Genomic DNA, 12,180 nt, shown 5'->3' on the forward strand with positions numbered 1-12,180 from the left:
ATGAACTGCTCGACTCCCCAGTCGTGTGCGCCGCGGCCTTGATACACGAGTGTTGCGCTGCAACGAGATTGATGCTCAGTCCGCGTCCCGACTATTGGGACGCTTCCCGGTATCTATTGCAATCCATCGCTACTGTCCAATGATTGCCCTCAACCCGTCGCTGCAGCGAAGAGATTGGACGAAAAGTGAACACCGGAATCTCGATTGATCTGGAAACGCTGCTCGCCGAACGCGAGATCGCACGTGCCATTACTCGCTTCGCCCGCGCAATGGACGACCGCGAATGGGAAGAATTGCACGCCATCTTGCTGCCCGACGCCACAGCGGAACTGGGCACCGGCACTTTGCACGGTCCTGCAGAGGTCGAAGCACTGATTCGCTCGTTCCTCGACGACTGCGGACCCACCCAACACCTGCTGGGAAACATGCTGATCGACGTGAACGGGACCACCGCAACCAGTCGCACCTACGTGAGCGACCTGCATCTAGGTGTGGGGGACAGAGCCGGGATCAGCTTCTCTACCCTCGGGGACTATCACGATCGCTGGCGTCGAGTCGACGGTACGTGGCGGATGAGCCATCGCACCAAGAAGATGCGTGGCACAACAGGCTCGATCGAGGTCCTCGGCAGCGGGCCGAGCATCGACCCCACACCGCGGCCACACCCCAATTCGGATACCGCAGCAGAGGACATCAATGCCCTCACTCGACTTAAGGCCCGCTACTTCCGCCTGATGGACACCAAGGACTGGACTGGTCTCGCCTCCGTGTTCAGCGATGACGTCGTCATCGACATGACTGAAACCGGTGGGGGCATCACCCATTCCGTCGCGGACTACATGCCGTTCCTGCGCGCCAGCATTGAGAATGTCAGTACCGTCCATCACGGACACACCCCCGAAATCACCCTCACGTCACCCACCACTGCCACCGGGATCTGGGCGATGGAAGACAAACTATGGTGGCCGGCAGGCGGAATACTCGAACACCTGCACGGTTACGGCCACTACCACGAGGAATACCGCAAGACCAGTGATGGTTGGCGAATCTGCTTCATGCGTCTGTCTCGACTGCGCACTGATACCACTTCCAGCTGACTGCGCAACTGTCGATTTGAATCGCCTGTGAGTGTTTGTGGTGGCAGGTCCGGAGCTTGGTGACAGGACGACTGCGCCCGTCTATAAGAGGACGGATCGCGAGTGGACGGATCGAGAACTGGCGAACTTGGTCCGAGAACGCCACTGAATGTCTTGTCATGTGACCACGACCGAGATTCAGTGGCGGACTAGATAATCGAAGCCAGGAGTTTTCCTGTTCGAGTTCCGCGAACGCGTCTTGGTCGCCCCTTGACCAAGCCTTCGCCCATTGTGTGTAGTTGTTGATGGTTGCGTCGATACCCACGAAGTCGAGGATCGCATCTGCGCCGCGTTCCCCGGTGCGCTCGCAAATCGCCGCGAGCGTCGCGTCATCAACACCTGCCAGGGCCTCGTGGGCCCCGAGTTCGAGGGCGCCGCGTCCGACGCTGGCATGTAAGCAGTTGTTGCTTTCACGCTTGTCTTGCTGCGCGGCGTTCGGGCCCGAATATGCAGCTTCCTCGCGCCGACGTTCTCCCCTCTCTGGTGACAGATGGCACCTCGACGGGGTGTTCCTGAAAATCGACGGGCAACGCCGTTACTTGTGGTGGTCCGTCGATCAGCACGGCGGCTCTGTCAACTTAACTAAAGATGATTGGGAATCAACAGCATTCGGTCATGCTGGGGTGGATCCTGTTGGTGGGAAACCGGGTTCAGGCGGCGGCGGATACGCCGGTGACGTCGTTCCAGGTGGCGAATCGGTCGGTCATTTCGAAAGCGGTAGGCGCTCGCGGTGAGCTTGTGTCGGCCGGGTCGGAAGTGCGGCGAGATCGCACTGAACACAGCCAGGAATCGTTGTGCCGCAATGGGTGATCGGGAGAACTTCATTGCCGGTTCGCGCTGTCTGGCGGGTTGGTGCGAGTTCTCGGATCGGTTGTTGAGGTACTTCGAGCGTCGATGTTCGACCGATGGCATCAGGTCTTTTTGCGCCACAACGTAACTGGCGAGCTTGTCGGTGATCAGCACCTTCGGCACCGGGCCCTTCTTGCGGCATGGGCGAAGAAGCGTTTCGCAGCCTTCGCGCTGCGTCGTAACTGGATTAAGACGAAAGAGGACATTGCCGTTCTGATCGACCGCCCGCCACAGGTAGTGCCGGATGCCGCCGCTCTTGAGGGACACCTCGCCGGGAAACCATGTGTCGCCGGGTTCGGGAGCGTGTCGGCGCAGGCCACGCGCGTATTCGCCGCCCGAACTTAGCGCACCATGTACGGATCGTCTCGTGCGAGACGACGATGCCGCGGGCGAGCATCAACTCCTCGGCGCCGCGCAAGCTCAAGCTGAACTGGTCGTACAGCCGCACGCACTGCGCGATGATCTCCGCGGGTGAGCGGTGCCGTTTGTACGGCGACCGCCTCGAATCCGCCCTTGTCTGGTCCCCACGGCTCATCCGATGATCAGCCCTGGCTGATGGCCCAGTTGAGTTGACGATGCCGCGCAGCCAGCCGGTCTATTGCGGTCCGACCCGCTTCTTAAATCCGGAGGACCTTGCCAGCTACGAGTCTGGCGCGCCCTTGTTGAGCGTGTGCTCACCAGCCGAAAGAATCGAGGTTTGCGACAACTGATGGGTGTTGCTTATTTGTTAAGACTGTCGAGATACTCGGTGAGCATTCCTATCCGAGCTACTGCTTCGCCTCGAAGCGCCCACACTGCTTCACCATCGACGATTCGGGGTCCCGGTGGCCCCGCCGGGCAGCGTCGGTGATTGCAGCCATTCGTAGAAGTTCTGGAAGTTGCGCGCAATCTCGATGGTTGCGGTCGGGTTATCGATGACACTTGTCATCCCGAACGCGCTACCGTCCTGACGGTTTACTCCCAAACTGAGAACTGGGCCAGGAACTGGGAATACGTCTTGTCGAATGTCGATACGCCATACGCTATACGCCCGGATTGAACCTGAGTGCCGACCGCAATGCTGGCGAATGGATTTTGGATGGCTTAATCGTCAGGTTGCTCGCACAGTGTGGGTCGATTCCGCAGTCGCCCAGCGTATTTCCTGTTTGGTTTGTCGACTGTGCGTGCAACACGTGCATTGCACGCATTGCGTGCACATTGTTGGTCGCGGCCGGAAGGTTCGTAGACATGGGATCAGTGGCAGTGGCAGTGGCAGTGGCAGTGGTGGTGGGCGTGGGAGAGGGCGGTCGCGGCTGACATGGAAGAAGACGTGAAGGCCAGTGCGTATACCTCTATCGGTGTGGCGGTCTGTCGCTGTGCGCCTTGATTTTTCGAACCGTGGATGAATCCGATCCTGTACCGAGATGGTTGGGATGGTTGTCGAGTTGTTGTGCTTGTTCGCGTAGGAGTGCGCGGTCGATGATTCCAGCGGAGAGCGCGGCGGGTCGGTGTCCGATGTGGAACATGCCGTCTGTGTGTGGGCACGGTATCTGCTCATGCTGCACGGCCGATGTGGAGGTTGAGCCAATCGGAGATCCACTCGATGGCGTTGCGTCCGGCGTTGTCGACGACGAGCGTGTTGTAGTTTTGGTGTGCGCCGGAGGCGAAGAACGATGCGGCGTCGAGTCCCTCTCCTACGAGTGATGCGAGGTCGGATGCGCCTTGCGAATTCGCCATCGCCGTCAACGATCCAGCCAAGGCCGGGAGGTCGAAGCCCTGCGCCTGGTTGGTGACAGCCGCCCCGGCGGTGGTTGATTGCTTACCTGGCAGTGTCGGGGATGTTGTGGTGGCTTTGCCGGAGAGCATGTTCACCGCAACCGAGGCGAGTTCGAGTCCGATCGGAAGTAGGCCGGTCATCTCGGCGCCGGCGGCGAGAAGGTTGGGGAGTTGGCCTGGCGGTGGGAGTAGTTTTTCGATTGCGGCCCAAGCGATTTCCTGGATCTGGCCGATCAGGGTGGCGAGTTTGATGATGTCGACGTTTGCGAGGATCGATGCGGCCAGTGCGGCGACCTGGGAGTAGCCGGACGGGTCGGGGATGACGGAGAGCACCTGTGAGACCCATGTCAGATCGACGCCGGCGGCCATGCGCACCAGTGGGGAGAACTGGTTGTTGAGGTCGCCGGCGACCTTGTGGGCGCCGTGTGCGTCCAAGGCGGCGACCTTCTGCGGGAGCAGGGTCAGGTTCGCCAGGATTGCCGGCATGTCGAGTGAGGTGACACCCGTGACAACGCCCAGGACCTGGTTGACGACGACGGTTGGTTTGAGCACTGAGAGCACACCGGATGCGGAACTGAGGACGTCGGTCGGTGTCGACGCGAGCGGTGCGATCTGACGGTTGAGCGTGTCGGCAGTGGCCCCGAGTGCGGTGATGTCAGGTGAATGGGTCGGCAGTGTTGCCGTGCCTTGGTTTGTGAGTTTGGTGGCGGCGTCGATGATCGTCGTCGCGGCCGAGAGTGCGCTGGTCAGATCTGATTGGCCGGCGCTGTCGAGGACTTTGCTGGCGTTGTTCTCCGGTGTTCCGGCGGGTGCGGCGGCGAGTTGACCGTTCGCGGCGGGGTTGGCGGCACCGGAGCCGATCAGTTCGGCCAATGGGCTGAGGGTGTCGGTAAGTGCGGTGGCGCTGGCGGTGACCTGTGCGAGGTCGACTGTGCCGTCAGTTGTGGAGAGCTGACGGGTTAGATCACCGGCTGCATCGGAAATTCCGGCGAGATCAGCCCGGGAGAAGTCGGATGCCAATGCTGTTGCCAGCGTGGAGTTTCCACCCACCGCCTGGTCGGGTGTTGCGGAACTTGAGGCCTTGGAGAGTATCGAGCCGAGCGATCCGAGGAGAGGGCTCGACCCTTTCTTGATTGAGCAGTAGAGATCGTGGGGGTCGCAGATCGAGGCGACACGGCCCGAGAGCTTCCCCATGCCTTGGGGCCGTGGATCTGCGATGCCGTGTCCGGACGGTTTCGGTCCGACGACCGATTCGCCTTTCGTGCCTGAGCCGGGGTCGGCGAGCAAGCCGACGGCGAGGATCCGTTCGGGTGTGATCGGTCCGGTGTCGTTGCCGATGGACGAGGCGAGATCGCCTGCGGCGTCGGCGCCTTGGGAGTATCCGGTGATCGTGAACTTGGTGTTCGAGCATGTGTCGGCGATCTCGGAGAGCACGGCCTCGGCCTTGGTGAGTGCGTCGGCTTTGCTGTCTGCGTATGTTTTTCCGTTGTCGAAGGCGCTCGCCATGTACGGCAGTGTGTAAATTTCTGCGGCGGTGCCGTGCTTGGTTTCGAGGCGCTCTGCGATCGGTTTGAGCATGCCGACCGGCACGGTGGGGTCGGCGTCTTCGGTGGTTTCCCAGGTGCCGGGGATGAACAGGTTGAATGTTGCCGCACATCCGGTTTGGGCGGAGGCGATGGCGGGTGTTGTGAGTGCGGCTGAGGCGGCGGCGAGGGTGGTTACCGTCAGGAGGGTGACCGCGCAGTGGGCGTTTGGACGTGGGAGCGGCATGGGCACCTCATCTACCAGGGGACAGTGCACCTGAGGTAGGCGCGGCTGAAGTCCTGCCAACTGCGCCTACTTTTAGGTGAGTGGCACACTGTGGCCGATGCGTCCGGGGTTGATCAACGTGACCTGTGGATAACTGGGCAGAACTACCGCTTGTCCACGTCCAGTTGATGGGGACGGACTCGATGGAATCGAAGTGGAGCCGGATAGTCATCACCGTACTGATCGAAGCCATTTTCTCCGGGTAATCCGTAGTGACGAGCGGATCATCGACCATTCGAGAGGATGGGGGTGGTGGGCCGGCTGCGCTGGCGTGAATGCTCAGGCCGGATGTGCGGGCCAGCATCACGGCGCAGATGTTGTGCTCCCGTGTCCGGTGAGAGTGGCGCTCTGGTCGATCGCGATCACCGACACCGAATTACTTCCCCAGTTGGTGATGTAGGCGTGGGTGCCGTCGGGGTGATTGCCAGTGCCGAGAGCTACCTCCTTTGCGTGATCCCCGGCGACGGATGGGGCATTCCTGCGAATGGGCAGCAGTAAGAGTTGGGGAACGGTGTCAGCGTTCGAGGTCGCGGCCGCGTTGCGTCTTCTCTCGCGTCGGCGTGCGGTGGTCTAGGCAAGATACAGAAACGTTCCGAAGATCGGATCATCGGCAGGGGAAAGGACAACCTCTAGCTCGATAGGAGGAGCAGTGAGGAGGAGTTGATTCTGACGGTGCACCACGCAGGAGGGTCGGCTATGTGAAGCGGAAACGACTCTCTGGTCATGGCATGAGCAGGGAAAGCGCGCCGATGCGCTGTGTCGTTGAAGCCGGCAGACCCCGACGGCCACACAGAACAGGGGACCGACGAAGCTGATAAGACTCTGCTGGCGATTTCACCTACGCTTACATTTCGACTGTACATGTAACTCTTGTGAGTCGCAGGATTTTATTTCTATCACCAGCGCCAACTCGGAGAATCGTTCCGTTGTTGCCTGCGGGGCTGACGTTGAGGAAAGTGTGGACGTTCTGGCCGCGGTTTCCTTGTCTGCTTCAGTTGCGGCCCCGCTGACGCGATAGACCGCGGCGTTGACCTATTGAGACCAAGATCTGTTTACGACAACCGGTCAGTGATCAAGTTTGTGCAGGTCTATGGATTTCAGCACTTCCTGGCGCCGTTCTGCGATCGCTCGCTGTCGCCAATTGCCGATCCCGATGGTTGGCTCCTTCCGGACAGCGTTGGCGAACTCGGTGCTCCGCGGTGACAATAACGTCTGGCTCATCACTCGTCCTCTTCGTAGGTGCGCAACCGGATCCGGTGCAGTGAGGGCTCCGCAGTGCGCGGTTCTTCGCGGATGATGATGGTCGGGATGCGGTGGTTGATGGTGTGGCGCACGAAGAGAGCGAGTGGGCCGCGAGGTAGCGCCGGCCTTGGAAGTGGATACCGCCGTGTTAGACCTTGCGGCGTTTGAGAACAGTCAGGAAGAGTCCGTCGAGTTCTTCGAGACTGTCGGGCATTTGAGGAAGCCATCCGTCGGCGACCCCGGCGTCGCGGGGAGAGATGCCGAGTTCGCGGTGGGGTCGGGCGTTGTAGGTACCGAAGAAGTCGCCGATCGCAATATCCTTGGGGTTTGCCCCATTTTGAGCAACTTGTCCAACAGTCTCGTGTGAGTGATGTCGATGCTGTGGGCGGAAGTCTGGGCCAAACGGGAACGCCGGCCTCGAAACCCTTGCTGTAACCATCCGTGACATAAGCGATCTCGACTGAACTGCCAGTGTGGCCGAGTATGAGAAATAGCAACAGGTCTACTGCAACAACAGGCGATCGAAATTTGAGATGCAAACAACCAGGCGTTGTCAAGTTGTTTGGAGTGCAACAGTTTTCGGATTCAGCAGGGCATCCCACGGAGAGGTCAGTCATGCAGTGATGAAATATCTCGAACGAATTTCAGGCGTAGGACGATAGAGAGCGCTGAAGCCGGAGACGCTCTGCGCGTCCCCGGCTTCAGTCAGTCGAACTATTCAGTTGTCAGCGCTTTCATTGAAAGTTCAGTTGGTCTTCCAGGCCTCGTCGAAGAACATGATTCCGTCGAGACTCTGCTGGATGCCGTGGACATTCTTGCCCCACACGCCGAGCCACGGGCTGTTGCCGAGGATCTGCCACGGCACAACTTCGGTGGCACGCTCCTGGATCTTGGTGAGCACTGCCTTCTTCGCGTCGACGGACGTCGCAACACCCAACTCGTCGAGCAGCACGTCCATCTGAGCATCGGAGAAGCTCGTAGAGTTGTTGCGTCCACCGGTCTTGAGGTTGGAGTACAGCCGCTCGAACGGGTCAGCCTCCGGCAGGCTTGCCGCGCCGGTCGCCATGTCGAAGTCGCGGTCGACGTACACACGCTTGACGATGTCGGAAACCGAGTTGACGTACTCGATCTGGAAGTCGAAGCCGACTGCATTCGCCATGGACTGCAGGGCCAATGCCATCGCCTGAGCCGAGTTCTCCTGCATGGTCAAGTACGTGACCTTGCCGTCGAAGCCGTCAGCCTTTGCCTGATCGAGCAGTTCCTTCGCCTTGGCCGTATCGACGCCAATGGGAGCAGCGTCGTTGTGCCAACGTGAGCTGTCCTGGAAGATCACCTGTCCGGGAAGGCCCTTACCTTCGTTGAGGCGGTTGTCGAGCGCTACCGGATCGGTTGCCAAAGCCAGTGCCTGGCGGATACGAACATCGGCACCCGGGCGACCCGGAGCTGCGTTGATCATGGACAGGTAGGACAGCGACGGAATATCGAGGTAGCCCGGGTATCCGGAGTCGATCAGGTCGAGAACGTTCGGAAGACCTCGGAAGTACGTAGCATCAGCGCCACCGCTCTTGAGCGACTCAGTTGTGGCCTGCGAACCGATAATGCTGATGAGGCGCAGCTTGTCGAGGTTCGGGGCACCACCGAAGTAATCTTCACGCGCATCGAGAATCATTTCCTCGTTGGGAGCGAACTTCTCGAGCGTGAACGCGCCGGCACCGATCGGAGTGAACTGGTCACCCTTCTGAGCCGTAGGGGCGACGATCATGCCGGGGCCGGTCGAGAGCAGCGACTCGATCCCCGTCCACGGATCATTCAGATTGAAAACAACCGTCTTCGCGTCCGGAGTGTCGACCGAAGCAATCTTCGACGCATACAAGCTGGACTGCGGTCCCTTGTTTGTGACGTAGCGACTCAGGCTCGAGGAAACGGCCGCAGAATCGACTGGTGTGCCGTCACTGAACGTCACTCCATCACGCAACTGGAGAGTCCACGTCTTGAAATCGGTACTCGGCGACATCGAGTTCGCGAGCTTCGGAACAAACGTCTGCGAAGTCGAGTCGTAGCGAAGCAGGGTGTCGTAAATCGCTCCCAACTCCGAACCTGCAACCGAGCCCGCGATCTGCGTCTTCGCAGGGTCGAGAGTCGTGACGGCGGAGTAGCCGCTGAAGGTCAGGGTCCCGCCCTTGACCGGATTTCCCTCGTTGGACTGCTCGTTGACGGGACCAATGCTCAGGGCTGAGCCTGATTCAGCACCGTCGCCGCTTCCGCTGTCCTTCCCATTGTCGGCACACGATGCCAAGAACAACCCGGCGGAAACAGCCAGGGCGACGGCTGCGACCTTACGACTGCCGCGTCGAGAACTGCGACTCATTCAAAACCTCCAGATGGGAAGTGCAACTGTAATACGAACCAAAGCCGTCATAGTTTGTGATGTAAGGCACAAGTATTAATGTTCAGTCCCACTGAGCGGAATCGAGAAAATTGCACTCTGCAACAATTCGGCACACCACGCCAACCTGCACACACAGCGAAGCCGGAGACGCGGGATGAATCTCCGAATTCTGCCAGCAAATTATTAGTCATCTCATCGCCGCCGGGTCTCACGGCAGCCGAAAAGGGTCTTTTCGAGGCTTTTCATTGTCCGCAGCAGAATCGGAGCGACGACACTGCCCTTTTGCCGCTACTTCGGATGGTCCCTGTCATCCGTTCGAATAAACTTGCGCAGAAACCTGTATCGAACTCGTCCGTTGGATTACCGTGGTTGCGCAGAGATTCGATATGAGGGGGCAACTCGGCACGGATAGTGGGTCGCCGTGTTGTGTGCTCAACACGAATGACGTTCGGCCCCCCGGCTTCCTCGAAGTCGAGGGAGCCGAATTCGAGGAGCTGCCGTCATCGTTCGACTCAGGTAGGACACGTTTCCGCTTTCACCAGAAAGACCTGCCGACAACCGTCGAGAACCCCCTGCCACGGTAGCAATCCGACATAGATTTTCGACACGAGTTCTCGACAGATCTGAACAAGTTTGACCTGCACTGTGGATTTCAGTGCTTTCTGGCGGCGTTCTGTGAATCCTCGCTGTCGCTAATTGCCGATAACAAGAATGCTCGCCGAGGCCTCGACGACGTCGTCGGTAATGACCTCGAGCTGGTTGATCTGGAGAACTCGCGCGATCTGCAGGAACAGCCGCTCGAGGAGCCGGAAGTTGCCTCGTGTGATGCGTTCGATCGCGGCGATGGCTTGCGCATCGGTGAAGTCATCGGGGTCGAGGGTGCGGTTGAGACGTTTCCAATGACGGTCGAGAGCGAAGAGGAGCTCGTCGTGTCCGAGGGCCCGGTACCGGTGGGAGAATCCGAGGCGGCTGTAGAGCTGGGGGTAGTGCCGGAATCGTTGGTCGATTCCGGGCATTCCGATGAAGATCATCGAGAGGTGCGTGCGGTCGTGGTGATCGCGGAGGAGCTCGAGCACTGTGGGTGTAAGTCGTTCAGCTTCGTCAATGATGAGCAGTTCCACCAGGTAGGCGGCGTGACTGGTCTTGTGCGGCACCGTTCCGAGACATCGTTGATGTTCGCCGACACAAATACCGACTTTGAGTTCTTTTCGGAACTGTGAGACACGAGCGGCGATGAGATGACTTTCCGAGACAATGTCGTGGTGGACATCCTGCGGGAATTGAGGCATGAATCCGGTCGGACCGGTGTCTCGGAAAACTGTAGGTTTCCGAGACGGACATGTCTGCGAAGTTTTGCCCACAGTCGCCACCGAAGAGAGCGGCCCTCCGCGCTATTCCGATCACCGGAAGCCCAGGAAATCCTCCTTGCGGCCGGCCCCACTCTCACGCCTCCATCGCTGATGACTACCCTCGCACCGGAGAACAACTGACGTTGGGGTGGGAGGTGTCCGTGGAGGCATTCCTCGCTCCGCTCCTGTCCCCGGTAGGCCTGGTGCTTGCGCTCTTGGGCGCAATTACCTGGCTGTCCTTCAGCGCCACTGGCCGAAACACACGCAGGTCTGCGGCTGCAACCTCCGTGCTTCTCTCGCTCTGTGGATCGATCGCCTTCCTCGGGTTCGCGAGCATCGACGACTACAACGACTACCCCGGCTATACCTGCTCCCTGCGCGACGGGAACGTGCCGGACGGCTTCCCCTCCAGCCGGCTCCCACCACCAGACCCAGACCTGGTGAGCAGGTTTCATCCCAATATCGTCTGGTCCCACGAGTACGAACTGTTCCCTGCCGGCGTGCGCTGTACCTACTGGACCAGGGACGACCCCCGCGCCACCGTGGTCACCCACAGTCCCTGGGCGTACTCGGTGTGGTTCTACGGACTACTCATCGTCGCCTTGGCCCAAGCCGTGCGAGTGGTCAATCCTGATCTACTTACCCGACGCGCCGGCTAACCCACGGCGCGAAAACGCCGATCTGCGCGATGCCGAAACCGTCTTCGCTCACCCGCCGCGCAGCCCTAGCAGAACACCGCCACGCGGTCAAATTCACAGTGCAGGTCAGATCTGTTCAGATCTGTCGAGAACTCGTGTCGACAATCTATGTCGGATTGCTGCGTGACAGGGTGTTCTCCGCAGCTGTCGAATGACGAGGTCGGGAGTTCAGCGTTCGATACCGCGATCGCGCTGCCAGCCGTTGTGTTCGCGTTGGCCGGCGAGCATCATGGCGAGGCTGTGACGTTCCCGTGTCCGGTGAGAGTGGGGCTGTCGATCACGATCAACGACACTGAGTTGCTACCCCAATTGGTGATGTAGGCGCGGGTGCCGTCGGGGGTGACTGCCACCCCGACCGGATATGCGCCGATCCCGAGCGGTGTGGTGGTGACGATGCCCGTGGCGGTCTCGATCACCGACACCGAGTTGCCGTAGTAATCGGTGATGTAGACGCGGGTGCCGTCCGGGCTGATCGTCACCCCGGACGGAGACGCACCGACCCCGAGGGGTGTAGTGGTGAGAGTGCTGGTGGCCGTGTCGGTCACCGAGATGTAGCCCTGGCTGGTGATGTAGGCGCGGGTGCCGTCGGGGGTGACTGCTACCCCCGACGGAGAGGATCCGACCGCGATGGTGGCAACGACGTCGTCGTTGGTGGTGTCGATTACCGATACCGAGCGACTGTTCTGGTTGGTGACGTAGGCGCGGGTGCCGTCGGAGGTGATCGCCATCCCGAACGGCTGCGCGCCGACCGTGATGGTGTTGGTGTTGACGGTGTTGGTGGCGGTCTCGATCACCGACACCGAGTTACCGAACTCGTTGGCAACGTAGGCGCGGGCACCGTCGGGCGTGATCGCGACCCCGACCGGATTCGCGCCGACGGCGATCGTGACGGTGACGGCGTCGTTGGTGGTGTCGATTACCGATACCGAGCGACTGTTCTGGTTGGTGACGTA

Annotated in this window: 11 protein-coding genes and 1 pseudogene; 5 read left to right on the forward strand and 7 right to left on the reverse strand. The window is 60.2% G+C overall.

Annotated features, from left to right (window positions below; all coding sequences use genetic code 11):
* The first annotated feature begins 185 nt into the window (after positions 1 to 185).
* The 3 genes from QM600_RS29640 (at position 186) to QM600_RS29845 (ending at position 1,870) form a co-directional block, all read left to right on the forward strand.
* On the forward strand, positions 186 to 1,097 hold the full coding sequence (locus QM600_RS29640; protein WP_349307254.1) for a nuclear transport factor 2 family protein: 912 nt from the start codon (positions 186 to 188) through the stop codon (positions 1,095 to 1,097).
* Between the two features lie 268 nt (positions 1,098 to 1,365).
* Positions 1,366 to 1,533, forward strand: coding sequence for a hypothetical protein (locus tag QM600_RS10575; protein WP_283261407.1), 168 nt, complete (start codon positions 1,366 to 1,368; stop codon positions 1,531 to 1,533).
* A gap of 19 nt (positions 1,534 to 1,552) precedes the next feature.
* Positions 1,553 to 1,870, forward strand: a complete 318-nt coding sequence (locus QM600_RS29845) for a DDE-type integrase/transposase/recombinase (protein WP_502942931.1) — start codon at positions 1,553 to 1,555, stop codon at positions 1,868 to 1,870.
* A gap of 79 nt (positions 1,871 to 1,949) precedes the next feature.
* On the opposite strand, the pseudogene QM600_RS29850 reads toward QM600_RS29845, so the two are convergent.
* The 4 genes and pseudogenes from QM600_RS29850 to QM600_RS29855 all read right to left on the reverse strand — a co-directional run.
* A pseudogene (locus tag QM600_RS29850) lies at positions 1,950 to 2,252 on the reverse strand (DDE-type integrase/transposase/recombinase); the annotation flags it as partial.
* Positions 2,253 to 2,784: 532 nt separating this feature from the next.
* Entirely contained in the window at positions 2,785 to 2,913 is a 129-nt protein-coding gene (locus QM600_RS10580) for a hypothetical protein (RefSeq protein ID WP_283261408.1), read from the reverse strand.
* A gap of 605 nt (positions 2,914 to 3,518) precedes the next feature.
* Complete coding sequence (locus QM600_RS10585; protein ID WP_283261409.1) at positions 3,519 to 5,510, reverse strand: cutinase family protein; 1,992 nt, start codon at positions 5,508 to 5,510, stop codon at positions 3,519 to 3,521.
* Between the two features lie 342 nt (positions 5,511 to 5,852).
* Positions 5,853 to 6,044: a hypothetical protein gene (locus QM600_RS29855; RefSeq protein ID WP_502942932.1), complete on the reverse strand. Its 192-nt coding sequence runs from the start codon at positions 6,042 to 6,044 to the stop codon at positions 5,853 to 5,855.
* 850 nt (positions 6,045 to 6,894) lie between these two features.
* Between QM600_RS29855 and QM600_RS10590 the strand changes: the two genes are divergently transcribed.
* Positions 6,895 to 7,158, forward strand: a complete 264-nt coding sequence (locus tag QM600_RS10590; protein WP_283261410.1) for a hypothetical protein — start codon at positions 6,895 to 6,897, stop codon at positions 7,156 to 7,158.
* A gap of 378 nt (positions 7,159 to 7,536) precedes the next feature.
* Here QM600_RS10590 and QM600_RS10595 read toward each other — a convergent pair whose 3' ends face one another.
* Both QM600_RS10595 and QM600_RS10600 read right to left on the reverse strand, forming a co-directional pair.
* Entirely contained in the window at positions 7,537 to 9,159 is a 1,623-nt protein-coding gene (locus QM600_RS10595; RefSeq protein ID WP_283261411.1) for an ABC transporter substrate-binding protein, read from the reverse strand.
* A gap of 713 nt (positions 9,160 to 9,872) precedes the next feature.
* Positions 9,873 to 10,469, reverse strand: a complete 597-nt coding sequence (locus QM600_RS10600) for an AAA family ATPase (RefSeq protein WP_283261412.1) — start codon at positions 10,467 to 10,469, stop codon at positions 9,873 to 9,875.
* Between the two features lie 221 nt (positions 10,470 to 10,690).
* Between QM600_RS10600 and QM600_RS10605 the strand changes: the two genes are divergently transcribed.
* Complete coding sequence (locus tag QM600_RS10605; RefSeq protein WP_283261413.1) at positions 10,691 to 11,188, forward strand: hypothetical protein; 498 nt, start codon at positions 10,691 to 10,693, stop codon at positions 11,186 to 11,188.
* 266 nt (positions 11,189 to 11,454) lie between these two features.
* Here QM600_RS10605 and QM600_RS10610 read toward each other — a convergent pair.
* Positions 11,455 to 12,180: beta-propeller fold lactonase family protein (locus QM600_RS10610; protein WP_283261414.1), on the reverse strand; the 726-nt coding region annotated here is incomplete at its 5' end.

Origin of the sequence: Rhodococcus sp. IEGM 1379 (assembly GCF_030056815.1) — a bacterium.
Lineage (GTDB): Bacteria > Actinomycetota > Actinomycetes > Mycobacteriales > Mycobacteriaceae > Rhodococcus_F.